The sequence below is a fragment of the Streptomyces sp. NPDC026417 genome (genome assembly GCF_055567695.1).
This window is the reverse complement of sequence record NZ_JBVHPY010000013.1, coordinates 195,534-221,068: the sequence shown is the minus strand read 5'-3', so window position 1 is coordinate 221,068 and position 25,535 is coordinate 195,534. Positions and strand designations below refer to the sequence as shown.

24 protein-coding genes are annotated in these 25,535 nt (G+C 72.1%); 13 read left to right on the top strand and 11 right to left on the bottom strand.

Annotation, left to right across the window (positions count from 1 at the left end; genetic code table 11):
• Positions 1-330: 330 nt before the first annotated feature.
• The 4 genes from recA to ACZ4NT_RS21785 all read left to right on the top strand — a co-directional run bounded on the left by recA (position 331) and on the right by ACZ4NT_RS21785 (position 6,408).
• Positions 331-1,455 (top strand): recombinase RecA, encoded by a 1,125-nt coding sequence (recA, locus tag ACZ4NT_RS21800; RefSeq protein ID WP_121406479.1) that lies wholly within the window; start codon positions 331-333, stop codon positions 1,453-1,455.
• Between the two features lie 3 nt (positions 1,456-1,458).
• Positions 1,459-2,352 (top strand): recombination regulator RecX, encoded by an 894-nt coding sequence (gene recX, locus ACZ4NT_RS21795; protein ID WP_467727005.1) that lies wholly within the window; start codon positions 1,459-1,461, stop codon positions 2,350-2,352.
• Between the two features lie 805 nt (positions 2,353-3,157).
• Positions 3,158-3,877 (top strand): helix-turn-helix domain-containing protein, encoded by a 720-nt coding sequence (locus ACZ4NT_RS21790; RefSeq protein ID WP_467727003.1) that lies wholly within the window; start codon positions 3,158-3,160, stop codon positions 3,875-3,877.
• Positions 3,874-6,408, top strand: a complete 2,535-nt coding sequence (locus ACZ4NT_RS21785) for an ABC transporter permease (RefSeq protein WP_467727001.1) — start codon at positions 3,874-3,876, stop codon at positions 6,406-6,408. Before ACZ4NT_RS21790 ends, ACZ4NT_RS21785 begins: the two co-directional genes overlap by 4 nt.
• Positions 6,409-6,523: 115 nt before the next feature.
• Here ACZ4NT_RS21785 and ACZ4NT_RS21780 read toward each other — a convergent pair whose 3' ends face one another.
• From ACZ4NT_RS21780 to ACZ4NT_RS21745, 8 genes are all read right to left on the bottom strand, one after another.
• On the bottom strand, positions 6,524-6,925 hold the full coding sequence (locus tag ACZ4NT_RS21780; protein ID WP_121406483.1) for a rhodanese-like domain-containing protein: 402 nt from the start codon (positions 6,923-6,925) through the stop codon (positions 6,524-6,526).
• Positions 6,922-7,449, bottom strand: a complete 528-nt coding sequence (locus tag ACZ4NT_RS21775; protein ID WP_467726999.1) for a cupin domain-containing protein — start codon at positions 7,447-7,449, stop codon at positions 6,922-6,924. The genes ACZ4NT_RS21780 and ACZ4NT_RS21775 overlap by 4 nt, the downstream gene beginning before the upstream one ends.
• 76 nt (positions 7,450-7,525) lie before the next feature.
• Positions 7,526-7,597, bottom strand: a complete 72-nt coding sequence (locus ACZ4NT_RS21770; RefSeq protein ID WP_311710492.1) for a putative leader peptide — start codon at positions 7,595-7,597, stop codon at positions 7,526-7,528.
• Positions 7,598-8,049: 452 nt separating this feature from the next.
• A complete protein-coding gene (locus tag ACZ4NT_RS21765) occupies positions 8,050-9,861 on the bottom strand; it encodes an FAD-dependent monooxygenase (RefSeq protein ID WP_467726998.1) in 1,812 nt (603 codons plus the stop codon).
• Positions 9,862-10,053: 192 nt separating this feature from the next.
• The gene (locus tag ACZ4NT_RS21760) at positions 10,054-10,953 is read right to left on the bottom strand and encodes an amino acid ABC transporter permease (RefSeq protein ID WP_121406486.1); all 900 of its coding nucleotides are present in this window, start codon (positions 10,951-10,953) and stop codon (positions 10,054-10,056) included.
• Complete coding sequence (locus ACZ4NT_RS21755; protein ID WP_121406487.1) at positions 10,950-11,615, bottom strand: amino acid ABC transporter permease; 666 nt, start codon at positions 11,613-11,615, stop codon at positions 10,950-10,952. Before ACZ4NT_RS21755 ends, ACZ4NT_RS21760 begins: the two co-directional genes overlap by 4 nt.
• A gap of 88 nt (positions 11,616-11,703) precedes the next feature.
• Entirely contained in the window at positions 11,704-12,540 is an 837-nt protein-coding gene (locus ACZ4NT_RS21750) for a glutamate ABC transporter substrate-binding protein (RefSeq protein WP_121406488.1), read from the bottom strand.
• A gap of 60 nt (positions 12,541-12,600) precedes the next feature.
• Positions 12,601-13,377: an amino acid ABC transporter ATP-binding protein gene (locus ACZ4NT_RS21745; protein WP_121406489.1), complete on the bottom strand. Its 777-nt coding sequence runs from the start codon at positions 13,375-13,377 to the stop codon at positions 12,601-12,603.
• A gap of 284 nt (positions 13,378-13,661) precedes the next feature.
• Between ACZ4NT_RS21745 and ACZ4NT_RS21740 the strand changes: the two genes are divergently transcribed.
• Positions 13,662-14,348, top strand: coding sequence for a response regulator transcription factor (locus tag ACZ4NT_RS21740; RefSeq protein ID WP_121406490.1), 687 nt, complete (start codon positions 13,662-13,664; stop codon positions 14,346-14,348).
• 9 nt (positions 14,349-14,357) lie between these two features.
• Positions 14,358-15,767, top strand: a complete 1,410-nt coding sequence (locus ACZ4NT_RS21735) for a sensor histidine kinase (protein ID WP_467726996.1) — start codon at positions 14,358-14,360, stop codon at positions 15,765-15,767.
• Positions 15,768-15,884: 117 nt separating this feature from the next.
• Here ACZ4NT_RS21735 and ACZ4NT_RS21730 read toward each other — a convergent pair whose 3' ends face one another.
• The gene (locus ACZ4NT_RS21730) at positions 15,885-16,883 is read right to left on the bottom strand and encodes a TAXI family TRAP transporter solute-binding subunit (protein ID WP_121406492.1); all 999 of its coding nucleotides are present in this window, start codon (positions 16,881-16,883) and stop codon (positions 15,885-15,887) included.
• 269 nt (positions 16,884-17,152) lie between these two features.
• Between ACZ4NT_RS21730 and miaB the strand changes: the two genes are divergently transcribed.
• From miaB to ACZ4NT_RS21715, 3 genes are read left to right on the top strand one after another with little or no spacing between them, the layout of a single operon-like run.
• The gene (gene miaB / locus ACZ4NT_RS21725; protein WP_467726994.1) at positions 17,153-18,679 is read left to right on the top strand and encodes a tRNA (N6-isopentenyl adenosine(37)-C2)-methylthiotransferase MiaB; all 1,527 of its coding nucleotides are present in this window, start codon (positions 17,153-17,155) and stop codon (positions 18,677-18,679) included.
• A 13-nt stretch (positions 18,680-18,692) separates the two neighbouring features.
• On the top strand, positions 18,693-18,995 hold the full coding sequence (locus tag ACZ4NT_RS21720) for a hypothetical protein (RefSeq protein WP_121406494.1): 303 nt from the start codon (positions 18,693-18,695) through the stop codon (positions 18,993-18,995).
• Positions 18,996-19,013: 18 nt separating this feature from the next.
• A complete protein-coding gene (locus tag ACZ4NT_RS21715) occupies positions 19,014-19,733 on the top strand; it encodes a class III extradiol dioxygenase subunit B-like domain-containing protein (RefSeq protein ID WP_467726992.1) in 720 nt (239 codons plus the stop codon).
• 105 nt (positions 19,734-19,838) lie between these two features.
• On the opposite strand, the gene ACZ4NT_RS21710 is transcribed toward ACZ4NT_RS21715, so the two are convergent.
• Both ACZ4NT_RS21710 and ACZ4NT_RS21705 read right to left on the bottom strand, forming a co-directional pair.
• A complete protein-coding gene (locus ACZ4NT_RS21710; protein ID WP_121406496.1) occupies positions 19,839-20,099 on the bottom strand; it encodes an antitoxin in 261 nt (86 codons plus the stop codon).
• A gap of 25 nt (positions 20,100-20,124) precedes the next feature.
• On the bottom strand, positions 20,125-20,379 hold the full coding sequence (locus ACZ4NT_RS21705) for a hypothetical protein (RefSeq protein ID WP_121406497.1): 255 nt from the start codon (positions 20,377-20,379) through the stop codon (positions 20,125-20,127).
• A 182-nt stretch (positions 20,380-20,561) separates the two neighbouring features.
• Here ACZ4NT_RS21705 and miaA point away from each other — a divergent pair, with 182 nt between their 5' ends.
• The 4 genes from miaA (at position 20,562) to ACZ4NT_RS21685 (ending at position 25,526) form a co-directional block, all read left to right on the top strand.
• The gene (gene miaA, locus ACZ4NT_RS21700; protein WP_467726989.1) at positions 20,562-21,500 is read left to right on the top strand and encodes a tRNA (adenosine(37)-N6)-dimethylallyltransferase MiaA; all 939 of its coding nucleotides are present in this window, start codon (positions 20,562-20,564) and stop codon (positions 21,498-21,500) included.
• A 107-nt stretch (positions 21,501-21,607) separates the two neighbouring features.
• Positions 21,608-22,171 carry a hypothetical protein gene (locus ACZ4NT_RS21695; protein ID WP_467727031.1) on the top strand — a complete coding sequence of 188 codons (564 nt, stop codon included), beginning with the start codon at positions 21,608-21,610 and terminating at the stop codon, positions 22,169-22,171.
• Between the two features lie 65 nt (positions 22,172-22,236).
• Positions 22,237-23,130: a diaminopimelate epimerase gene (gene dapF / locus ACZ4NT_RS21690; RefSeq protein WP_467726987.1), complete on the top strand. Its 894-nt coding sequence runs from the start codon at positions 22,237-22,239 to the stop codon at positions 23,128-23,130.
• Between the two features lie 221 nt (positions 23,131-23,351).
• On the top strand, positions 23,352-25,526 hold the full coding sequence (locus ACZ4NT_RS21685) for a RelA/SpoT family protein (protein ID WP_467726985.1): 2,175 nt from the start codon (positions 23,352-23,354) through the stop codon (positions 25,524-25,526).
• Positions 25,527-25,535 lie beyond the last annotated feature (9 nt).

The following is a 25,535-nucleotide window of genomic DNA, read 5'->3' as shown; positions in this document are numbered from 1 at the left end:
ACGGGCCCCGCGGTCGTCGTACGGCCGGAGTCTCCCGGTGTACGACCGGGGGAGTAGGGGGCGCGAAGGGCGCGGCCCGCCCGGCTCGTCCGGGTCGGTTGCGGAGGGCGGGAAAGAGGGGCGACCGGTCGTCGTGCGGCCGCGTGGTGCGCTTGACACTGAAATCGAACATCCATTCTTATGGAGTCTCCGGCAGGGCTTTCGACGGGGATTTCAGGCAGAAGTGTCCGAGTTATCCACAGGGCGGGCGGGCGTCGAGGCGCATTGTCAGTGGCAGGCGTTAGCGTCTTTGACGTGAAGCGATCGACTCAAGCAAATCGGGTGGAACCCATGGCAGGAACCGACCGCGAGAAGGCGCTGGACGCCGCGCTCGCACAGATTGAACGGCAATTCGGCAAGGGCGCGGTGATGCGTCTGGGCGAGCGGCCGAACGAGCCCATCGAGGTCATCCCCACCGGGTCGACCGCACTCGACGTCGCCCTCGGCGTCGGCGGCCTGCCGCGCGGCCGCGTGGTGGAGGTGTACGGACCGGAGTCCTCCGGTAAGACGACCCTGACCCTGCACGCGGTGGCCAACGCACAGCGGGCCGGCGGCCAGGTCGCGTTCGTGGACGCGGAGCACGCTCTCGACCCCGAGTACGCGAAGAAGCTCGGCGTCGACATCGACAACCTCATCCTGTCGCAGCCGGACAACGGCGAGCAGGCCCTGGAGATCGTCGACATGCTGGTGCGCTCCGGCGCGCTGGACCTCATCGTCATCGACTCCGTCGCGGCCCTGGTGCCGCGCGCGGAGATCGAGGGCGAGATGGGTGACTCGCACGTGGGTCTGCAGGCCCGTCTGATGAGCCAGGCCCTCCGCAAGATCACCAGCGCGCTGAACCAGTCGAAGACCACCGCGATCTTCATCAACCAGCTCCGCGAGAAGATCGGCGTCATGTTCGGCTCCCCGGAGACCACGACCGGTGGCCGGGCCCTGAAGTTCTACGCCTCGGTGCGTCTCGACATCCGCCGTATCGAGACGCTGAAGGACGGTACCGACGCGGTCGGCAACCGCACCCGCGTCAAGGTCGTCAAGAACAAGGTCGCGCCGCCCTTCAAGCAGGCCGAGTTCGACATCCTCTACGGCCAGGGCATCAGCCGCGAGGGCGGTCTGATCGACATGGGAGTGGAGAACGGCTTCGTCCGCAAGGCCGGCGCCTGGTACACGTACGAGGGCGACCAGCTCGGCCAGGGCAAGGAGAACGCGCGCAACTTCCTCAAGGACAACCCCGACCTCGCCAACGAGATCGAGAAGAAGATCCTGGAGAAGCTGGGCGTCGGAGTGAAGCCGGAGAGCGCCACCGCCGAGCCGGGTGCGGACGCTGCGGCTCCCGCCGCTTCGGACGACGCCGCCAAGACGGTTCCCGCTCCCGCGGCCAAGACCACCAAGTCCAAGGCCGCGGCGGCAAAGAGCTAGCCCGTGACACGGCGAACGGAATGGGCCGAGTACGCCCGACCCGTCGCCCCCGACGAACGGCTGTTCCCCAGGGGCGCCGTGTCCTCGGAAGGCGACGGGCGGAAGGGCCCCGGAATGTACGAGGGCGACGGGCCGTCCGGCGCGGACCACGGCAGTGACGAGCTGTACGGCGAGGGCCCCGGTGAGGGCGTCGGCCACACGGGCGGCGAGGCGGCGTCGGGGGACGGTCCGCGCCGCGGCAGTGGCCGGCGCGAGGGCGACGGGGGTCCGCGCGGGGACGGGCGCACCCGTGGCCGTCGGCGGCGCGGAGGCTTCGGTGATCCGTCCGGCGACCCCTCCGGCCCACAGGACGGAGGTCCCCCCTTCTCGTCGAGGGCCGAGCAGGGGGAGCCCCCGCGGGACCCGGCGGAGCAGGCACGGGCGATCTGTCTGCGCCTGCTCACCGGGACCCCGCGCACCCGCAAGCAACTCGCGGACGCGCTGCGCAAGCGCGAGATCCCCGACGACGTGGCGGAGGAGGTGCTGTCCCGGTTCGAGGAGGTCGGACTGATCAACGACGGTGCCTACGCGGACGCCTGGGTGGAGTCCCGGCACCACGGCCGGGGGCTGGCCCGGCGAGCGCTCGCACGGGAGCTGCGCACGAAGGGGGTGGACTCGACGCTCATCGACGAAGCCGTCGGCCGGCTCGACTCCGACCAGGAGGAAGCGACCGCCCGCGAACTCGTGGCCCGCAAACTGCGCTCCACGCGCGGCCTCGACCGTGACAAACGGCTGCGCCGTCTCGCGGGCATGCTCGCCCGGAAGGGCTATTCCGAGGGCATGGCCCTGCGGGTCGTCCGACAGGCACTGGAGGAAGAGGGCGAGGACACGGAGGGACTGGGGGACGAGGGTTTCTGACCTTCCGAGGGGGTCGCGGGGGACTGCGGAAGGTTCGGTTCGCGGGTGCAGGTGATCGGCCTCGCCCACTCGGGTGAGGCCGCCCGGCGGGCCCGGTGCGAGCCCGCCGGGCGGCCGACGGTGGGCCTGTTTCCGGGGGTCCGGGCGGCACCGCGTTCCTCGGGGGAGTGCGGGGGTTCCCCGGGGTGGGGCAAGGGGTGACCTCGACGCCCCACGGCCGGAGGTCGGCCAGGGGCCCGGGGTGCCCCGCTGCACGGGGACGCGGTCGCGTCCCGGCCCTGGACACGGTGGACGCGCGGGGGCGCCGATCGCGTGCGGGGCCGGGACGACAGCCGGGGGGCCAGGCGACGCAAGGGTGCGCCGGCCCACCCATCCCGGCGGCACGAACTGACACAGGCCATGCGTGTGCCGACTCCACGGAGTCAGCGCAGGCATGCGTGTTCCCCACGGGCGCCAGTACGGGCATTGGTGCTCCGACGCCACGGGCGCCGGCAAGGCGTTTCTCTGGGCCGGACCCCACGGGCGTGAGCACGGCGTTTCCGCGCCTGACCCCAGGCGCGCCGACACTGGCATTCCTGCGCCACCCCAGGTGCGCCGGCACGGACATCCCTGCGCCACCCGACGCGCGTCAGCACGGCGTTTCCGCGCCGGACGCCACGCGCCGGACCCCACGCCCACCAGCACCGACATCCCCGCACCGGCCCCGCAGGCGCCAACTCCCGCTCCCCGGGGTGGGGTTAACCCCCGGTCAGGACGCCGGATCGCCGGAGTGCACGGTCCCCTGTGCACAGACGACTGTGTACGCATGGCACAGGAACCCGGCGTCGAAGAAGCGCCGCAGACGTCGCCCGCACCCGTCGAGCTCTCCGACCTCGGTGCGCTGAAGGCACTGGCTCAGCCCCGTCGGCAGCGCATCCTCCAGCACCTCACGGTGCACGGTCCGGCCACCTCGGCGACGCTCGCCAGAGCACTCGGGCTCAACACCGGGGCCACGAGCTATCACCTGCGCGAACTGGCACGGCACGGGTTCACGGAAGAGACGACCGACGCGGGCGCCCACGGCCGCGAGCGCTGGTGGCGAGCCGTGCCGGGCGACCGGCGTTTCCCGCCGCGCAGCCGCCAGAGCCCCGAAATGCGGCTCGTGATGGACGAGTTGAACCATCACGCATACGCCGCCGACCTCGAACTCTTCGAGCGCTTGCAGCTCCGCCGGACCGACGACGGCGACCCGTGGGACGACGCCTTTCCGTACTCGCGCGGCACCGTCCGGCTGACCCTTCCCGAGCTCCGGGACTTCTTCGAGGAGTACATCGCGCTCCTCAACCGCTACAAGCGCCCCGACGACGCGACGCCGCCCGGCGCCCGCACGGTGCTCACCCGGTTCCTGGCCTTCCCCGCGTCCCCCGGAGCCGAATCGGCCTCCGCAGGGCGAGGGGCCGATGCCTCCGAGACCAACGACCCCGACGTCACCGGCAGGGACAGCCACGCGCTGCCCCCCACCACAGATGAGGCCGATCCCGCATGATGCTGCGCTACGCCCTCCGCACCGTCCGCGCCCGCAAGGGCGGCTTCCTCGGCGCCTTCCTCGCCCTCATGTGCGCCGCCGCTCTCATCACCGCCTGCGGCACCCTCCTGGAAACGGGGCTGCGCGGCACGATCAGCACCGAACGCTATGCCGCGGCGCCCGTCGTGGTCTCGGCCGACCAGAACGTCCACCAGACCACCGTCAAGCACAAGAAGGGCAAGACCAAGGTCAAGCACAAGGCCAAGCCGATCGCCGAGCGGGCCTGGCTTCCCGCCGCCCTCGCCGCCCGCATCGGCGCCGCTCCAGGTGTCGGCCGCGTCGTCCCCGAACTGACCTTTCTCGCGCAGCCGTCGACCCCGGCCGGGGTCGACGGGAAGTCGAGGCCGACCTACGGCCACGCCTGGGACTCCGCCGAGCTCACCCCCTACCGGCTCACCAGCGGATCGGCGCCTCGGTCCGCCGGTGATCTCGTCGTCGACCGCTACCTCGCCGAGCGCGCCCACCTGAAGGTCGGTGACCGGCTCACCGTGCAGTCGACGCAGTCCCCGCGCACCTACCGCGTGAGCGGGATCGCCGCGCCGAAGGCCGTCGTACGGCATCAGACCGCGCTGTTCTTCTCCACCGGCGAGGCCCGGCGCCTGGCCGCACACCCCGGACAGGTCACCGCCTTCGGGGTCCTGCCGGTCAGGGGCACGGACACCGCAACGCTCGACCGGGCCGTCGGCGAGGCACTGCACGGCACCACCGCGCAGGTCTCCACGGGGGGCGAGCGCGGTCCGGTGGAATTCCTCGACGCGGCGGACGCCCGGGTCCGGCTGGTCAGCATGGGCGGTGCCATGGGCGGCACCTCCCTGCTCGTGGCGGTGCTGGTGGTCGTCGGGACCTTCGCTCTCTCCGTGCAGCAGCGCCACCGCGAACTCGCCCTGCTGCGCGCCGTCGCCGCCACCTCGGGCCAGGTCCGCAGGCTTCTCGGCCGCGAGGCCCTGATCGTCGGCGCACTCGCCGGCATCACGGGCGCCCTGGCCGGTCTGCCTCTGGGCGCCTGGCTGCACGGACGCTTCGTCGCCATGGACGCCGTACCCGCCACCCTCGACCACAGGGTCAGCGTCTTCCCGGTGTTCGCCGCGGTGGGTGCGACCCTCCTCGGCGCGTGGGCCGCCGCCCGGATCACCTCTCGCCGCATCACCCGGATCCGCCCGGCGGAGGCGCTGGCCGAAGCCAGGACCGAGCGGACCCGACCCGCCCGGGGCCGGATCCTGGCCGGACTGCTCACGCTGGCCGGCGGCGCCGTCCTGACCGCCGTGCTCGGCAGGCTGCGTACGGAGCCCGCCTCGACCCCCGTCACCTTCCTGGCCGTCGTCGTCCTCGCGTGCGCCGTGGCGCTGCTCGGGCCGCTGCTCCTCAGGGGAGCGATGGCCGTACTCGGTGGTCCGCTGCGGATGACGGGCCCGGGCGGCAGGCTCGCCACCGCGAACCTGCGCGGCAACGCGACCCGCATGGCCTCCGTCGTCACCCCGCTCACCCTCCTCGTCGGCATGACCTGCACGGTCCTGTTCGTCCAGCCGACCCTCGGCGACGCCGCCCGGGCACAGGCGCGCGAAGGCGTCCGGGCCGATTGGGTGGTGGCCGCCCGGGGGCCGGGCGTCCCGGCCGAGGCCGCGCGACAGCTGCGCATGCGCCACGACACCGTCACCGAGGTCGTCCGGACGACGGTCCGGGTGGGACTCGACAAGTACGCGGCGCAGGGCGTCACGCCGGCCGGGCTCACCCGCACCTGGGACCCGGGGGTCACGGCGGGCTCACTCGACGGACTGAAGAACACCACGGTCGCCGTGAGTGAGCTGGCCGCCGATCAGCTCCACCTCCGGCCCGGCAGCCCGCTCAAACTCACTCTCGGTGACGGCACACCCGTCCGGCTGACCGTCGCCGCCGTCTACGCCAAGGGTCTCGGCTTCGGTGACCTCACCCTCGCCCACGACCTGGTCGCCCGCCATGTGAACAACCCGCTCGCCTCCTCCGTCCTCGTCGCCACCTCCCGTACGCAGACACAACTCGCGACCACGCTCCGTGAGTTCCCGGGAGTCCACGTCCTCACGCCGGCCGCCGCCGACTCGATCCAGGCCGAGCGGCGCCAGGCGAACGCCGAGGTGAACTACCTGGCCATGGGGCTCGTCCTGGCCTTCACCGCCATCGCCGTCGTCAACACACTCGCCATGTCGGTGTCCGAGCGCATCCGGGAGTTCGCGATGCTCCGTCTCGCCGGGGCCCATCGCCGCCAAGTACTGCGGATGCTGCGCACCGAGGCGCTGGCCGTCGTGGGGGTCGCCACCGTGCTCGGCAGCGGGATCGCGCTCGCGGTGCTGACCGCGTTCAGCACCGGTATGACCGGCAGCGCGGCACCCGCCGTCCGGCCTCTCCTGTACGTCGCCGTGGTCGCGACCGCCGGACTGCTCGCCCTGGTCGCCACCGCCCTGCCCGGCCGGGTGGCGCTGCGGGTCCGCCCGGTCACCGTGGCGACCGCCCAGGAGTAAGGGGCGGTGCGCGAGGGAGGGCGCCCCTTACCGGAAGGGGCGCCCAACCGATGTACGGCACTCGTGTACGGCGCTGCTGCACGGCCGTACGGGTGTCGAGGTGTGCTGCGGAGACCTAGGCCGTGACGGGGTACCCGGCGGCCTTCCAGGCCTGGAAGCCGCCGACCAGATCGGTCGCCCGGTGCAGGCCCAACTGCCGTAGCGAGACCGCGGCCAGGCTCGACGCGTAGCCCTCGTTGCAGACCACCACGACCCGTAGGTCGTGGCTCGTGGCCTCCGGGGCGCGGTGGCTGCCCTGGGGGTCGAGGCGCCACTCCAGTTCGTTGCGCTCGACGACGAGCGCACCGGGGATCAGCCCGTCGCGCTCGCGTAGGGCCGCGTACCGGATGTCGACCAGCAGGGCCTCGCCCGCACGCGACGCGTCGTATGCCTCCTCGGCCGACACCCGGTCGAAGCTCTCGCGGACCCGTTCGAGCAACTCGTCGATGCCCGGCGGACGTTCGGGATGTGCGTTCACTGCCAGTCCTCCGGACGTTCGACCTGCTCCAGTCGCAGCACCTGGCCCGTACGGCTGTAGCGGCGGATCTGCGGCAGGGGCGGGTAGTAGGCGTGCACCGAGATGGCGTGTTCCTCGGTGGACTCGTTGAGCACCTCGTGCACGTGGTGGCGGCCGAAGGAACGGCCCTTGCCTGCGGTGAGGCGCCGCTCGCGGTCCACGCCGTCGGTGAGTTCCAGGGTCCGCCAGCCGTCGGTGGGCAGCCGGGCGGCGAGCGAGTTCTCCTTGAGCTCACCCGACGCGGTGAGGAAGGCGCCCACCGAGTCGGCGTGGTCGTGCCAGCCGGTCCCGGTACCGGGCGGCCAGCCGATGAGCCAGGCCTCGCTGCCGCCGGGGCCTTCGAGGCGAACCCAGGTGCGGCCCTCGGGGTCGAGGGGCAGGGAGGCGATCAGCTCGGCGTCGGCGGCGGCGCGGCGGACGAAGTCCAGCAGCTCGGCCTGGGTGGGGGTGTGCGGGGGTGCGGAGACAGCGGGTGACACGGACACGGGTACCGTCCTGGGCTTTTCGCGTGGGCGCGCGCGACACCGTGGACGGTGGGCGCGCGGGTGGAGGGAGGCGAAGTCAGCAGGACGGGCGACACACGCAGCCCGCATAGCGGACGAGGTCCATGTGGACCCTCCGCCACAGGTGCACGCAGGTGTCGGTCACGATCGGGAGTACACCACGACCGGGCGGGCTGTTCAACTCACTGTCACTATGTGGACCCTGCGGTGACTGTGGGTGCGGACGGCCACCGGGTGGCTGCGGATGGTCACCGCGCGGCCTCGCACCCGGCTGGAGCGTCGCTCGAACCGGCACGCGCCGCCGAACTCTGCACCGCGTCCCCTGACGCCGGACCCCGGGCCCTGACTCCCGCCCGGCCGCCCGGCCGGCCGCCCGCCCGCCCGCCCGCCCGGCCCCCGCATCGGCCCCGACTCCCGCGCCGGCCGCGGACGCCCTGCCTTACGGCTCCTGACGCCGGACCCCGGGCTCTGACCCCCGCCCGGCCGCACGGCTCCCGCATCGCCCCCCGACTCCCGCGCCGGCCGCGGAGCGTCGCGCCTCGGCCCCCGGGACAGTCGTGTCACGGCGCATGGACGTCCGCCTCAGCTTCTGCCCGCCGTCGCCTCCGCCTCGGCTCGTGCCGGTCCGCCCAGGGCCGCCTCGGCCGCCGCGTAGAGGTCGGCCGGACGGACGCCGCTCAGGGCGGTGACCAGGTGACCGTCGGGGCGGATCAGCAGCACGGTGTGTGCGGCCGCACCCGGATAGCTCTCGGCGACCAGCAGTTCGGCCGGATGCGGCAGGGCCGTGACGGCGGCCGCGAGCCGGGGCATGATCCCGGCCGACACCCAGTGCTTGCGCTCCCACACGCCCGTCCCCGGGGCGATCAGCACCACGAGCAGTACCGCGCGGCCCAGCCGGTCCCGCAGCCGTACGAACGAACCGTCCTCGGCGGTCACCCGGACGTCGGTCACCGGGGAGCCGGGCGCCGTCGTCACCGCGGCCTCCGCCTCGGCGTGCGGAGGCGCGAGCGGTGAATCGGCGTACGCCCCCGGCGCGCCCAGGGGTCCGCGTCCCAGATGGCCGTCGGTGAGCAGCGCGTCGTGTCCGCGGGCCGAGCCGGGGGCGTAGGAGCGCAGTCCGCCACCGCCGCGTACGACGGGCAGCGCCTGGTCGGCGGCGCGCAGCCGGGCGGCGACGACGGCACGGCGCTCCGCCTGATAGCTGTCGAGCAGCGCCTCGTGGGAGCCGTGGTGCCAGGCCAGGGCGAGTTTCCAGGCGAGGTTGTCGGCGTCCCGCAGCCCCTCGTCCAGACCCTGGGTGCCCAGCGCGCCGAGCAGGTGCGCGGCGTCCCCGGCGAGGAAGACCCGGCCGACGCGCCACCGGCGGGCGAGCCGGTGGTGCACGGTGTGGACGCCCGTGTCGAGCAGTTCGTACGGCGGTGTGGAGCCGCCGCTCCAGCCGGCCAGGGTCTCCCTGATGCGGGACACCAGCAGTTCCGGGGTGACCAGGTCCTTGCCCGGTGGCAGGAGCCAGTCCAGCCGCCACACGCCGTCCGGGAGGGGGCGCCCGGTCACCTCCCCGGCCGAGGGGCCGGTCGTCCGCCACGGCGGCAGCCGGTGCAGCACCGCCTCACCGGGCCAGGGCAGTTCCGTGCGCAGTGCCGCCACGGCGTGCCGCTCCACGGCGGTACGGCCGGGGAAGCGGATGTCCTGGAGCTTGCGCACGGTGGAGCGCGGTCCGTCGCAGCCGACCAGATGGCTGCCGCGCCACCAGGTGCCCTGGGGGCCCCGGGTGTGGGCGGTGACCCCGGACTTCTCCTGTTCGAGCGCGTCGAGCCGGCTGTTCACCGCGACCTTGACGAGGGGCTCGGCGGCGATGGCCTCGCGGAGAGCCGCGGTGAGGACGTACTGCGCGATGTGCAGGGGCGCGGCCGGCAGGGCGTCGGCCGGGTCCTGCGCTCCACCGCCGTAGCCCCCGGTCCCGCCGTGGCCGCCCGCGGCGGCACCCGGACCGTCGTGGCCGCCCGCGTGGCCGGGGCCTCCCGGACGGCCGATGCCTCGCGCGCCGCCGGGCCCCTGCATCGGAACTCCCGGCTCGCCCGGCCCGCCGGAGCTCCGCGTGCCGCCCGCCGACGTGGCCGCGTCGTCCCCGCGCAATCCGATCTCGCGCATCACCTGCTTGCGCCGCATCGACCGCCATCCGGCCCAACGCAGCCCGGCGGTGTCCAGCGGGACGCCGGTCAGCCGCTCGACGAGCGCGGCGGTGTCCTCACGCAGGACGACACTGCGCGCCAGCCGTTGTTCGTCCTTGCCCGGCCCCTCGTCGAGAACCACGGAGGGGACCTCGTGGCGGGCCAGCGCAAGGGCGAGCGTGAGCCCCACGGGCCCCGCACCGACGATGATCACCGGGTCCATGACGCGGCGCCCCCTGCCCGGAGCGGTGTCCTCGAAGACGTACGGAAACAGGCAGTTGGAGCGGGGTGCACGATCACAGAACGTATGCAACCCATTGCCGGTGCTTGCGTCAAGTGACGGAGGCAGTGGCGACCGCGCCACTGCCTCCGTCGGTTCACGTCGTGCGCGTGCTCGGGATGCGGAGCACGTCTGTCAGGGGCCCTTGGTCACGTCCCCGTGCTCGCCGGGCGCCGCCAGTTCCTCGACCGCACCCGCACCGACGACCGCGCCGGTCGACTTCTTCCCGCGCCGCAGCCTGCCTTCGAGCCAGCCCGCGAACGTGGTGAGGGAGAAGTTGAGCGCGATGTAGATGAGGGCGACGACGGTGAAGCTGGCGATGGTGTTGGCGCCGTAGTAGCCGCTCATGGGGCCGACGGAGGCCAGCAGCTCGGAGAATGTCAGGACCGCACCGCCGAGCGCCGTGTCCTTCACGATCACGACGAGCTGGCTGACGATGGCCGGCAGCATCGCCGTGACGGCCTGCGGCAGCAGGATGAAGCGCATGACCTGGTTCTTGCGCAGGCCCACGGCCATGGCCGCTTCGGACTGGCCCTTGGGCAGCGACAGGATGCCCGCCCGGACGATCTCGGCGAGGACCGAGGCGTTGTAGAGCACGAGTCCGGTCACGACCGCGTACAGCGGGCGGTCGTCCGAGCTGACGTTGGTGTACTCGGAGTACAGCGCGATGCCGAAGATCATCAGGATCAGCACCGGGATGGCGCGGAAGAACTCCACGACGGCCGCGACCGGGACACGGACCCAGGCGTGGTCCGAGAGCCGGGCGATGCCCAGAACCGCTCCGAGCGGCAGTGCGATGACCATGGCGAGGGCCGCGGCCTTGAGCGTGTTCTTCAGGCCGGGCAAGAGGTAGGTGGTCCAGGCCTCGGAGTGGAAAAAGGGCTTCCACTTCTCCCAGGCCAGCTGGTCCTTGTCGGCGAGGCTGGTGAGAACCCACCACAGGACCGCCGCGAAGACCAGCGTGAACACCACGGTGAAGATGATGTTCCGGCGCTTGGCCCGCGGGCCCTGGGCGTCGTAGAGGACCGAGCTCATCGCTTCACCGCCACCTTCTTGCCGACCCAGCCGAGAATCAGACCGGTCGGCAGCGTCAGGCACACGAATCCGAACGCGAAGACCGCGGAGATCAGGAGAAGCTGTGCCTCGTTCTCGATCATCTCCTTCATCAGGGTCGCCGCTTCGGCGACACCGATCGCGGCGGCCACGGTGGTGTTCTTCGTCAGAGCGATCAGTACGTTCGTCAGCGGGCCGACGACCGAACGGAACGCCTGGGGCAGCACGATCAGCGTCAGTACCTGGGTGAAGTTGAGGCCGATGGCACGCGCCGCCTCGGCCTGGCCGACGGGCACCGTGTTGATGCCGGACCGCAGCGCCTCGCAGACGAACGCCGAGGTGTAGGCGATCAGACCGAGCACGGCCAGGCGGAAGTTGATGGTCTCGAACGCCTCGGCGCCGAGCTTCACCCCGAGTGTCTGGTTCAGGCCCAGCGAGGTGAACAGAATGATCACGGTGAGCGGGATGTTCCGCACGATGTTGACGTAGGCGGTGCCGAAACCGCGCATCAGGGGCACCGGACCGACCCGCATGGCGGCCAGCAGCGTTCCCCAGATCAGGGAACCGACGGCTGAGAGGACGGCGAGCTGCACCGTCGTCCAGAACGCTCCCAGCAGGTCGTAACCTTCAAGAAAGTCGAACACGATCTCCCGCGCTTCCGCGTGTGGGGAGGGCTCTTCCGGTCAGGTGCGCCGCCCGGAGGCGACGCACCTGGTCAGTTCGGGCCCTGCTTCACTTGACGACGTTGCCGATCTCCGGGGCCTGCTCGTACTTGTAGTTCGCCGGACCGAAGTTGGCCTTCACGGCCTTCTCCCAGGAACCGTCCTTCACCATCTTCTCGAGGGCCGTGTTGATCTTGGCCTTGAGCTCGCTGCCGTTCTTGACGCCGATGCCGTAGTTCTCGTTGGTCATCTTGAAGCCGCCGAGCTTGAACTTGCCCTTGAAGTTCGACTGCGCGGCGTAACCGGCGAGGATCGAGTCGTCGGTGGTGAGGGCGTCGATGGCCTTGTTCTGCAGGCCGGTCAGGCAGGCGGAGTAGGTCGGGTAGACCTGCAGCTGCGCCTTGGGGGCGAGCTTGTCCTTGACGTTCTGGGCCGAGGTGGAGCCCGTCACCGAACAGAGCTTCTTGCTGTTCAGGTCCTTGGGCGACTTGATGGAGTTGTCGTCGGCGCGGACCAGGACGTCCTGGTGGGCGAGGAGGTACGGGCCGGCGAAGTCGACCTTCGCGTCCCGCTCGTCGTTGATCGAGTAGGAGGCCGCAATGAAGTCGACGTCACCACGCTGCAGCATGGTCTCGCGGTCGGCGCTCTTCGCTTCCTTCCACTGGATCTGGTCGGCGTCGTAGCCGAGCTGCTTGGCGACGTACGTGGCCACGTCGACGTCGAAGCCCGAGTAACCGTCGGGCGTCTTCTGGCCGATGCCCGGCTGGTCGAACTTGATGCCGACAGTGATCTTCTTGTCGCTGCCCGAGGAGCCGCTGTCGTCCTTGTCGTCGGAACCACACGCGGTGGCGCTGAGCGCGAGTGCGAGTACGGCGGCCGAGGCGGCGGTTACCTTGCGGAGCTTCATCGTGAACATCCTTTTGGTGGTGAAGAGATGCAGGTCTTCAGTACTGAAGAGATGCGGGCGTCAGTGGTGCAGGATCTTCGACAGGAAGTCCTTGGCCCGGTCGCTGCGGGGATTGCTGAAGAACTGGTCCGGCACAGCCTCTTCGACGATGCGTCCGTCGGCCATGAACACCACTCGGTTCGCAGCCGAACGAGCGAAACCCATCTCGTGGGTGACGACGACCATGGTCATGCCGTCCCGCGCGAGCTGCTGCATGACCTCCAGGACCTCGTTGATCATCTCGGGGTCGAGCGCGGAGGTCGGCTCGTCGAAGAGCATGACCTTCGGGTCCATCGCGAGCGCCCGTGCGATGGCGACGCGCTGCTGCTGGCCGCCGGAGAGCTGGGCGGGGTACTTGTCCGCCTGCGTGCCCACACCGACGCGGTCGAGCAGAGAGCGGGCCTTCTCCTCGGCGGCCTTCTTGTCGGTCCTGCGGACCTTGATCTGACCCAGCATCACATTCTCGAGCACCGTCTTGTGCGCGAAGAGGTTGAAGGACTGGAAGACCATGCCCACGTCGGCACGCAGCCGGGCGAGCGCCTTGCCCTCCTCGGGCAGCGGCTTGCCGTCGATCGCGATGTCGCCCGAGTCGATCGTCTCCAGGCGGTTGATGGTGCGGCACAGGGTGGACTTCCCGGACCCGGAGGGTCCGATGACCACGACGACCTCGCCACGGGCGATCGTCAGGTCGATGTCCTGGAGCACGTGCAACGCGCCGAAGTGCTTGTTGACGCTCTTCAGGACGACCAGTTCGTCGGTCGCGGCCACGGCGTCCTTGGCCACCGATACTTCGGTCATCGCTCTGGGGCTCCGTCCTCCTCGGTTTCGCAGGACAGTAGTGACCCCGTACGACCAGCGTCATTACATCTGAGGGGAAATTGAGCATAACGATCCGGTAGCGTCCGGACACGAGCGGTGACGGCCGCGAACGGAGCGCGTACCGGCTGGGTAACGGAAGCCCTCCGCGGCCGGAACCCTCTTGACGCCGTCGTCCTCCATCGGCGTGACTGCCAGGGTGCACACGCGTGTGCCCGACCATTACACGCCTTCAGCGTACGACCGATGAACCGGAGGGGGCCGGGATGAGACTGCTTCTCGTCGAGGACGACAACCATGTCGCCGCCGCCCTGTCCGCGGTCCTGGCGCGGCACGGCTTCCACGTCACGCACGCCCGCAGCGGCGAGGAGGCCCTCCAGGCGCTGGTCCCGGAGGGGGCCGGATTCGGAGTGGTCCTGCTCGACCTCGGTCTGCCCGACCAGGACGGCTACGAGGTCTGCGGCAAGATCCGCAAGCGGACCAGCACCCCCGTGATCATGGTGACGGCCCGTGCCGACGTACGGTCCCGGATCCACGGCCTGAACCTCGGCGCCGACGACTACGTGGTCAAGCCGTACGACACCGGCGAGCTGCTGGCCCGTATCCACGCGGTCAGCCGGCGCACCGTCCCCGAGGACGCCTCGGCGGCCGGTGAGGGCGCCCTGCGGCTCGGCGCCGTGCGCATCGAGCTGCCCACCCGCCAGGTGAGCGTCGACGGCTCGGTCGTCCAGCTGACCCGCAAGGAGTTCGACCTGCTCGCGCTGCTGGCCCAGCGCCCGGGTGTGGTGTTCCGCCGCGAACAGATCATCAGCGAGGTGTGGCGCACCAGCTGGGAGGGGACCGGGCGCACCCTGGAGGTGCACGTCGCCTCGCTGCGCTCCAAGCTGCGCATGCCGGCGCTGATCGAGACCGTGCGCGGCGTCGGGTACCGGCTCGTCGCCCCCGCGTCGTAGCGTGCACCGGTGCGCACTCGCCTCCTTCCCCTGCTCATCGTCCTGATGGCCGCCGTGCTGCTCGCGCTCGGCATCCCGCTGGCCGTGAGCGTGGCGGCCGCCGAGCAGCAGAAGGTGGTCGTCGACCGCATCGACGACACCGCGCGCTTCGCCTCCCTCGCGCAGTTCGTGACCGACCGCCCCACCGGATCCCGCACGGACCCCGCCGACGAGCGCCGCGACATCCTCGGCCAGGAGCTCGCCACCTACTACCGCGTCTACGGCATCCGGGCCGGCGTCTTCTACCGCAACGACGAGGCGCCGATGGCCAACGCCCCGCAGAGCTGGTACGTGCCCAAGGAGGGCGAAGGGCGCGACGCGTTCGACGAGGCCTTCCTGGGCCGCCGCAGCCACGACCCGGAGCAGGTCTGGCCCTGGCAGCGCCGCAGGCTCGTCGTGGCGTCCCCGGTCATCCGGGACGGTGACGTCATCGCGGTCGTCGTGACCGACTCGCCCACGGGCCAGCTGAGGTCGCGGACGCTGAACGGCTGGCTCCTGATCGGCGCGGGCGAGATCGCCGCGATGCTCCTCGCCGTCGGCGCCGCGCTGCGCCTGACCGGCTGGGTCCTCAAACCCGTACGGATCCTGGACGCCACCACCCACGACATCGCGACGGGACGGCTGAAATCCCGGGTCGCGGCTGCCGGCGGACCGCCCGAACTCCGGCGCCTGGCCAGGTCGTTCAACGAGATGGCCGACAACGTCGAGGACGTGCTGGAACAGCAGCGGGCCTTCGTCGCCGACGCCTCGCACCAACTGCGCAACCCGCTCTCGGCGTTGCTGCTGCGCATCGAGCTGCTCGCCCTCGAACTGCCCGAGGGCAACGAGGAGATCGCCTCGGTCCGCACCGAGGGCAAGCGCCTGGCCCAGGTCCTGGACGACCTGCTCGACCTCGCGCTGGCCGAGCACGCCGAGGCCGACCTGTGCCTCACCGACATCGGTGAACTCGCGGCCGAGCGAGTGGCGGCCTGGGGGCCGGTCGCCGACAGCAAGGGAGTGCGGCTGACCGGGACCTGCCCGGCGACCACCGCCTGGGCGGACCCGGTCGCCCTGTCCAGCGCCCTGGACGCGGTGATCGACAACGCCCTGAAGTTCACGCCCGAGGGCGCGGGCGTCGAAGTGGCCGTGACCTCGAACGGCGAGGTGTCGACGGTGGTCGTCACCGACGGCGGGCCGGGGCTGACGGACGAGGAGCTCGCCCGCGTCGGGGACCGCTTCTGGCGCAGCGCCGGGCACCAGAACATCAAGGGCTCCGGGCTGGGCCTGTCCATCTCGCGCGCGCTGCTGTCGGCCGGCGGCGGCTCGATCGCGTACGCCCGCCACGAGCCGCACGGGCTCGAAGTGACGGTCACCGTGCCGAGGACCGCCCCGGCGTCCTGACCGGGCCACGGCCTCGCCGAGCGCTGCCGGCGCTGTGCGCGCCCCCGGCCTCGGCTTCACCGAGCGGTGACACCGCCGTGCATCGAGCGGTGGCAGCGCCGTGCGGTCCCGCTCCCGCTACGGCTTCACCGAGCGGTAGTACCGCTGTGCGCCCTCGTGCAGCTGGAGCGGGTCGGTGTAGAGGGCCGTGCGCAGGTCGACCAGCTGGGCCGCGTGCACCTCCGAGCCGATGGAGTCACGGCTGTCGATCACCGTGCGGGTCAGCTCCTTGGTGAGGTCCGTGTCCATGTCCGCGCGCGTGATGAGGAGGTTCGCCACCGCCACCGTCCGCACCGGGAGGCCGTGCTGCGCCTGCGGGTACGCCGTGGCGGGCATGACGGCGGCCCGGTAGTGGCGGGACGGGCCCTTCTGGGCCTGCAGGTCCTCGACGACCTCGCCGTCGATCGGCACCAGCTTGACGGCGAAGTGGCGCGACAGCGTCTCCACCGCGCTCGTCGGCAGTCCGCCCGACCAGAAGAAGGCGTCGATCCGGTGCTTCTCCAACTGCTCGGGCATGGTCCTTATGCCGTCCGGCAGCGGCGTGATGTCCTTGCGCGGGTCGAGACCGGCCGCCTGGAGCACATGGTCAGCGATGAGCCGCACGCCGGAGCCGTCCGGACCCACCGCCACCCTCCTGCCCTTCAGGTCCGCCACCGACTCCACGGTCGAACCCCTGGGGACCACCAGGTGCACGTAGTCGTCGTAGAGCCGGGCGCAGCCACGCAGCTTCGACCAGCCCTTCCCCTTCCGGTCGATGTACGTCTGCACCGCGTCGGCCGCCGCGATGCTGAAGTCCGCCTCGCCCGTGGCCACCCGCTGGACGTTGTCCTGCGACCCGTCGCTGTGCCGCAGGGTCATCTCCAGATCGGGCATGTCCTTCGCGGCGGCCTGCTGCAGGAGGTCCCCGTACGTCTGGTAGACGCCGGTCGGTGTCCCCGTACTGAAGTCGATCTCCCCGCCCGGCGAGTCCTCGCCCAGCGGCAGCAGCCACCACAGCAGCAGCCCGACGACCACGAGGGCGGCCGTCGAGCCGAGCAGGACGGACCGTCTGCCGGTGCGCGCGAGTGCCTGGAACATGCGCGCGATCCTGCCAGCCCGGACGCCGTGCTGACCAGGCCGGACCCGGCCGACGTCTCCCGGAACCACCGAAACGGGCCCGGACGGGCCGGGGAGGGGCCGCGCGGACGGCCCGGCAGGGGGCAGCCCACCGCGGTCTCCCCGCGCTCGCGTCCCACCGCGGCGAGTGCGCGCCGAGGAAGCCCCGGACGTCGCCGAGGTCCTGCGCTCGCAGGGCTGGGCCCCCCGACCCGACCGGAGGCACTCCGGGCACCGCCTACCCTTGTCACATGAGCAGCAGCGACCGGAGTCAGGCAGTGGACGTTCAGGAATCCAAGACCTACGAAGTACGCACCTACGGGTGCCAGATGAACGTCCACGACTCCGAGCGGCTGTCCGGACTGCTGGAGGACGCCGGGTACGTCCGCGCTCCCGAGGGCTCGGACGGCGACGCGGACGTCGTCGTCTTCAACACCTGCGCGGTCCGCGAGAACGCCGACAACCGGCTGTACGGCAACCTCGGCCGGCTGGCGCCGATGAAGACGAAGCGCCCCGGCATGCAGATCGCCGTCGGTGGCTGCCTCGCCCAGAAGGACCGCGACACCATCGTCAAGCGGGCGCCCTGGGTGGACGTCGTCTTCGGCACGCACAACATCGGCAAGCTGCCGGTCCTGCTGGAGCGCGCCCGCGTCCAGGAGGAGGCGCAGGTGGAGATCGCCGAGTCGCTGGAGGCGTTCCCCTCCACGCTGCCGACCCGCCGCGAGAGCGCGTACGCCGCGTGGGTCTCCATCTCCGTCGGGTGCAACAACACCTGCACCTTCTGCATCGTCCCCGCGCTGCGCGGCAAGGAGAAGGACCGCCGGACCGGCGACATCCTCGCCGAGATCGAGGCCCTGGTCGGCGAGGGCGTCTCCGAGATCACGCTGCTCGGCCAGAACGTGAACGCGTACGGCTCCGACATCGGCGACCGCGAGGCGTTCAGCAAGCTGCTGCGGGCGTGCGGGAAGATCGAGGGGCTGGAGCGCGTGCGCTTCACCTCGCCGCACCCGCGCGACTTCACCGACGACGTGATCGCCGCCATGGCCGAGACCCCGAACGTGATGCCCCAGCTGCACATGCCGATGCAGTCCGGCTCGGACACGGTCCTGAAGGCGATGCGCCGCTCGTACCGCCAGGAGCGCTTCCTCGGGATCATCGACAAGGTGCGGGCCGCGATCCCGCACGCGGCGATCACCACCGACATCATCGTGGGCTTCCCGGGCGAGACCGAGGAGGACTTCGAGCAGACCCTCCACGCGGTCCGCGAGGCCCGCTTCTCGCAGGCCTTCACCTTCCAGTACTCCAAGCGACCCGGTACCCCCGCGGCCACCATGGAGGGGCAGATCCCCAAGGAGGTCGTCCAGGCGCGCTACGAGCGTCTCGTCGCGCTCCAGGAGGAGATCTCCTGGGAGGAGAACAAGAAGCAGGTCGGCCGCACCCTGGAGCTGATGGTCGCCGAGGGCGAGGGCCGCAAGGACGGCGCCACCCACCGCCTCTCCGGCCGCGCCCCCGACAACCGCCTGGTCCACTTCACGAAGCCCGACCAGGACGTGCGCCCCGGTGACGTGGTCACCGTCGAGATCACCTACGCCGCCCCGCACCACCTGCTCGCCGAGGGCGCCGTCCTGGACGTGCGGAGCACCCGCGCGGGCGACGCCTGGGAGAAGCGCAACGCCGCCGAGGCCGCGAAGCCGGCCGGTGTGCTGCTGGGGCTGCCGAAGATCGGTGCCCCGGCGCCGCTGCCGGCGGCCACGGGCAGCGGGTGCGGCTGCGACTGACGGGGACGTGTCGATGACGGGGGAGGGACGGACGGCGCGCTGGGCGCTGCTCCTGGAGAAGCCCGCCGGGGTCGCGGCGTGGGAGCCGTACCGGACCATGGCCACGATCGACGGCACCCGCGCGGAGGCGGAGGAGCGCTTCGGCGAGTTCGTGCGGCTGTACCGGCCGCAGCATCCGCGGTTCCCGGTCCGGGTGCGCCGGTACCGCACCGGCGACGGCTGGATGGTCCTCGGCGACGGGTCGAGCGGTGGCGTCTTCGCCTACCGCTTCCTGTTCACCGAGCTCGAATGGGACTCGGGACCGATCACGCACTGAACGCGTACGCTGCCGATCATGCTTGTTGCCGCCGCCGTGTGTCCCTGTCCGCCGCTGCTCGTGCCCGAGGTCGCCGCGGGCGCGGCCCCCGAGCTGGACGCCGCGCGCGCCGCCTGCGCGGACGCGCTGGGCGTGCTCGCCGCGGCGCGCGCGGACCTGCTGGTCGTCGTCGGGCCCGCCGAGCAGAGCGCGCGCGGATCCCATCCGGCGGGTACGCCGGGCTCCTTCCGGGCGTTCGGCGTGGACCTCGACGTTCGGCTCGGGGCAGCGGCGCCGGGCCCGGCTGCGGGGGAGCGGCAGCTGCCGCCGTCGCTCGCGGTCGCCGCCTGGCTGCTGGAGCGCACGGGCTGGGCGGACGCCCCGCTGGAGGGCCTCGGCGTGGGGGAGCCGCTCGCGGCCGAGCGGTGCATCGAGGTCGGGGAGGGCATCGGTGCCCGGGCCGACCGGGTGGCGCTGCTGGTGATGGGCGACGCGAGTGCGTGCCGGACGCTCAAGGCGCCGGGCTATCTCGACGAGCGCGCCGCGGGCTTCGACGCGGAGGTCGCCCGGGCCCTGGGAGCGGCGGACGTGGCTGCCCTCAAGGCGCTCGACGCGGAACTGGCGTACGAGCTGAAGGCCGCCGGACGGGCTCCGTGGCAGGTCCTCGCGGGCGCGGCGGCGGGCGCGGGCCTCGGCGGCGCCCTCCTCTACGACGAGGCCCCGTACGGCGTGGGATACCTGGTCGCGGCCTGGTCCTAGGCCACGTCCGGCGTCCCGACGTGCTCCGCGGCCCCGGGACCGCCCGGACGCGGCGGACGGCCGGGAGCCCGAAGTGCTCCGCGGCCGTCCGTCCATCCGCTGTGTTCAGGAAGCCGGAGGAGGAGCCGGCGCGTCCGGAGGCGTGGCGCCCCGGGCGTCCCTGTGCGCGAGCCGGTCCACGGCGCCCTTGGCCTTGCCCGTACCGGTGTGGATCTTGTCGCTGTACTTGCCCTTGGTCTTCTCGTCGGCCACTCGCGCGGCCTTGTCGAGACCGTGGTGGATCTTTCCACCGTGCTGATGGGCGAGGTCGGAGACCTTGTCCTTGGCCGGGGCGAGCTTGGATTTGAGATTGTCCAGAAGACCCATGGTGCACCTTCCCGCGCGGGGGCAGTTACTTGCGGGCGCCGTCGCCGGCCTCGCTGTCGGCGGCCTCGTCGGCGGACTGCTGCTTGGGGATCTCCACGCCGTCGGACGCTCCGGCCTCGGCGGACTCCTCCGTCGCGGCCTCGCCTTCGGTCCCGGGGCCCTTCGCATCCTCGGCCACCCCGGCGTCGGTCCCGGCTGCCGCCGTGCCCGCCGCCGCGTCGGTGGTCGACGCCTCCTCCGTAGCCTTCGACCTCCGGAGAAGTCGTGCAAAAACGCCCATATCCACTCCATACGTTACTCGTGCGGGCGAAATCCCGCGTCGACCGGTGCGTCCGTTTGCGCCGCCCGGGTCACCGGCTCTCGAAACCGGCGGCTGAAACCTCGCAACAGGCAACGACCCCGGACCCGTGGCGTCACGTAGCTCGTTGGAGGAGTGGTCCCGGGGTTTGCGAGACTGGGGCGGTGAGCAGCGCACCCCCCGCCCCCCGCGTCATCGCCGTCGTCGGTCCGACCGCGGCCGGAAAGTCCGATCTCGGCGTCTTTCTGGCCCAGCGCCTCGGCGGCGAGGTCGTCAACGCCGACTCCATGCAGCTCTACCGTGGGATGGACATCGGTACCGCCAAGCTGACGCCGGAGGAGCGCGGGGACGTCCCGCACCACCTGCTGGACATCTGGGACGTGACGGTGACCGCGAGCGTCGCCGAATACCAGCGGCTCGCGCGCGCCCGCATCGACGCCCTGCTCGCCGAGGGCCGCTGGCCGGTCCTGGTGGGCGGTTCCGGACTGTACGTGCGCGGCGCCGTCGACAACCTGGAGTTCCCCGGCACCGACCCCGAGGTGCGGGCCCGGCTGGAGGAGGAGCTCACGCTCCGCGGCTCCGGCGCCCTGCACGCCCGGCTCGCCGCCGCCGACCCGGAGGCCGCCCACGCGATCCTGCCCAGCAACGGCCGCAGGATCGTCCGCGCCCTGGAGGTCATCGAGATCACCGGCAAGCCCTTCACCGCCAATCTGCCCGGCCACGACTCCGTCTACGACACCGTCCAGATCGGCGTCGACGTCGCCCGTCCCGAACTCGACGAGCGCATCGCCCGCCGGGTGGACCGGATGTGGGACGCCGGACTCGTCGACGAAGTGCGCGCACTGGAGGCGCGCGGGTTGCGCGAGGGGCGTACGGCGTCCCGGGCCCTCGGCTACCAGCAGGTGCTCGCCGTGCTCGCGGGCGAGAGCACCGAGGACGAGGCACGCGCGGAGACCGTCCGCGCCACCAAACGCTTCGCGCGCCGTCAGGATTCGTGGTTCAGGCGCGATCCCCGGGTGCACTGGCTCAGTGGGGCTGCGGCGGATCTCACAGAACTCCCCGAGCTCGCACTGGCGTTGGTCGAACGACCGGTCACAGCCTGATCACGTCCTGGCATCGGGACGCTCCGGGCGTCATCCGGGCCTCCGGCGCCGTGCCATCATCGAGCTTCGATCGACCAGTGAAGTCCGAGTTGGGAGGGCGCGTGGCGATGGAGGCCGGCCCTCGTGACACCGCACGTGACGCTGAGCACGACGCCGATCCGGACGGACGGCGTCCGGGCATCGGTCCGGACGGAGGACGTCTGATCGCCGACCCGGACGGAGAAGGTCTGGGCCTCGGCCCGGACGCGCGTTTGAGCTCCGACGGGCCCGAGGACACCCCGGACGGCGTGACCGCCGACGGACCGGGACCGGACGAGCTGTCCGCCCAGGCCGAGGTCGAGGTCGTCGAACTGCGCCCGCAGCGCCGGCTGCGGATCTGGCAGCTCGCGCCCATCGTGGGGCTGGCCGCGGTCGGCTCGCTGATGTTCGCCTTCCCGCTGGCCTTCGAGTTCGGCGACGGCGGAGCCGTGGTCGCCATGCTCGGTCTGCTGATCTGCGCGTGCTCCGCGGGCTGGGGCATGATGGCCGCCCGCCGGGTCGGCTACACCTGGCCGGGACTGCCGCAGCGCGGCTCCGGACGGCGGCCCGACTGGCGGGTCGTGATCGGGTACGTCGTCGTGGTCGCCGCGGTGGCCGTGCTCGCCGTCTGGCGCGTGGCCCGACTGCGCTGACCGGGGCCGGTCCGCCCTCCGGACCGGGACGGCCGACTGTCGTGGGCACCCCGTACGATCGAGGGATGAGCACGCGGATCGCCTTCCTCAAGGGTCACGGCACCGAGAACGACTTCGTGATCGTCCCGGACCCGGAGAACGCCGTCGACCTGCCCCCGGCCGCCGTCGCCGCCCTGTGCGACCGCCGCGCGGGCATCGGCGGAGACGGCCTCCTGCACGTCGTGCGGTCCGCAGCGCACCCCGAGGCCGCCGAGATGGCGGCCGAGGCGGAGTGGTTCATGGACTACCGCAACGGCGACGGTTCCGTCGCCGAGATGTGCGGCAACGGAGTGCGCGTCTTCGCCCGCTACCTCCAGCGGGCCGGACTGGTGACCGAGGAGGACCTCGCGGTCGCCACGCGCGGGGGCGTGAAGCGTGTCCACATCGCCAAGGCCGGTACCCCCGGCGGCTCCGCCGCGGGCGACATCACCGTCGGCATGGGCCGGGCCGTCCTCCCCGAGGGGGACGTGAGCGTCACCGTCGGCGAGCGCAGCTGGCCCGCGCGCAACGTGAACATGGGCAACCCGCACGCGGTGGCCTTCGTGGACGACCTCGCGCACGCGGGCAACCTCTACACCCCGCCGCCCTTCAGCCCCGCGTCGGCGTACCCGGACGGGGTGAACGTGGAGTTCGTCGTCGACCGCGGCCCGCGGCACGTCGGCATGCGGGTGCACGAGCGCGGCTCGGGCGAGACCCGCTCGTGCGGCACGGGCGCGTGCGCCGTGGCCGTCGCGGCCGCCCGCCGCGACGGCGCCGACCCTGCCGTGACGGGCACTCCGGTGACGTACACGGTCGACGTGCCCGGCGGCACCCTCGTGATCACCGAGCACCCGGACGGCGAGATCGAGATGACCGGCCCCGCCGTGATCGTCGCCGAAGGGGAGATCGACACCGAGTGGTTCGACGCCGTCCGCGGCTGAGCCGGTCGCGCCCTCCCGGCTTCGCACAACGTCCGAAACCCTAAACCCCCTGACCGTCGCTCGAATGGGTGATCCGTTTCACGCTCGGCGAGAGGCGGTCAGCCGGGCGTGGTGGGCTCGGTAGCATCAAGCACCGGCCCGGACGGGGGAACGACGCCAGCCCCTGAGCCGTGTACGCCATGGGGCGCCCCGTCCGCCGGTCTACGCAGCCGGAGGTGCCCATGAGTGCGGAGGCGACGAATCCCGCGACGCCAGGCCCAGTGCAGCCGTCCACCGAGCTCGCGCTCCCGCTCGAACAGGGCGTGGCGCCGGTGCACCGCAGGAAGGGCCGTCCGCGGATCGACCTGCGCCGCCTGGGCCGGGCCGCACTGCTGGGGCCCGCGGCCCGCGACCGGCTGCCGGACGCCATCGGGCACGTGGCGGAGGCCCACCGCGCCCACCACCCCGACGCCGACCTGGAGCCGCTGCGCCGGGCGTACGTCCTGGCCGAGTCCTCGCACCGCGGCCAGATGCGCAAGAGCGGCGAGCCGTACATCACCCACCCGCTCGCCGTGACCCTGATCCTCGCCGAACTCGGCGCGGAGACCACGACGTTGACCGCCTCCCTGCTCCACGACACCGTCGAGGACACGGACGTGACACTCGATCAGGTGCGTACCGAGTTCGGCGAGGAGGTCTGCTACCTCGTCGACGGCGTCACCAAGCTGGAGAAGGTCGACTACGGGGCCGCCGCCGAGCCCGAGACGTTCCGCAAGATGCTCGTCGCCACCGGCAACGACGTCCGCGTGATGTCGATCAAACTCGCCGACCGCCTGCACAACATGCGCACCCTGGGCGTCATGCGTCCGGAGAAGCAGGAACGCATCGCCAAGGTGACGCGGGACGTGCTCATCCCGCTGGCCGAACGCCTCGGCGTGCAGGCGCTCAAGACCGAGCTGGAGGACCTGGTCTTCGCGATCCTGCACCCCGAGGAGTACGAGCGCACCCGGGAACTGATCGTCGACAACGCGGCCCACGGCGGGGACCCGCTCGCCGAGATCGCCGACGAGGTGCGCGGGGTGCTGCGCGAGGCCGGGATCCAGGCCGAAGTCGTCATCCGGCCACGGCACTTCGTCTCCGTGCACCGGGTGTCGCGCAAGCGCGGGCGGATGCGCGGCTCGGACTTCGGCCGGCTCCTGGTGCTCGTCGGCGAGGACGCCGACTGCTACGGCGTCCTGGGCGAACTGCACACCTGTCTCACGCCGGTGGTCTCGGAGTTCAAGGACTTCATCGCCGTACCGAAGTTCAACCTGTACCAGTCGCTGCACACGGCGGTCGCCCGCGGGGACGGCGAGGTCGCCGAAGTCCTCATCCGCACGCACCAGATGCACAAGGTGGCCGAGGCGGGCGTCATCGCGCTGGGCAATCCCTACGCGGCTCCCGCGGAGGAGCAGGCGGACGGCGAGCGCTCCTTCGACGGCGAGCGCGCCGACCCCACGCGGCCCGGCTGGCTCTCCCGCCTCCTGGACTGGCAGGAGGCCGCGCCGGACACCGACACGTTCTGGTCCACGCTGCGCGAAGACCTCGCCCAGGACCGCGAGATCACCGTGTTCCGCGCCGACGGAGGCTCGTTGGGGCTTCCCGAGGGCGCCAGTTGCGTGGACGCCGCGTACGCCCAGTACGGCGAGGACGCCCACGCCTGTATCGGCGCACGTGTCAACGGCCGCCTGGCGACACTGAGCACGGTCCTGCGGGACGGCGACACCGTGCAGCTCCTGATGGGCCAGGACCCCGCCTCCGAGCCCTCCCGGGAGTGGCTGGAGCACGCCCACACGCCCGCCGCCCGCATCGCCATCCAGCGCTGGCTGGCCGCCCATCCCTCGCCGCGCGACACGGCGGCCCCCGAGGGCCCCGCGGCGGCCCCCCGGCCCCTCGCCGAAGCGCCCGCGGCACGCCCGGGCGCCGCCAACGCCGTCGTCGACCGGCCCGGTGCGTCCGTCCGCCTGGCCGGCTGCTGCACGCCCGTACCGCCCGACGAGGTGACCGGCTTCCTCGTACGCGGCGGAGTGGTCACCGTCCACCGGCTGGAGTGCGCCGCCGTGGGGCGCATGAAGTCCGTCGGACGCGCCGAGGTCAGCGTGAGCTGGGGCGACACCACCGAGTGCCGGGTCACCCTCGTCGCCGAGTCCTTCGGGCGGCCCCACCTGCTCGCCGACCTGACCGAGGCCATCGCCCTGGAGGGCGTCGCGATCGTCTCGGCCACCGTCGAACCGCCCAGCCAGCAGCGCGTGCGCCACACCTACACGCTCCAACTCCCGGACGCCGCGCACCTTCCCGCCCTGATGCGGGCGATGCGCAACGTGCCCGGTGTCTTCGACGTCAACCGCGCCCAGCACCAGGCGGCCGCCGCCCGGTGACCCGCCGAG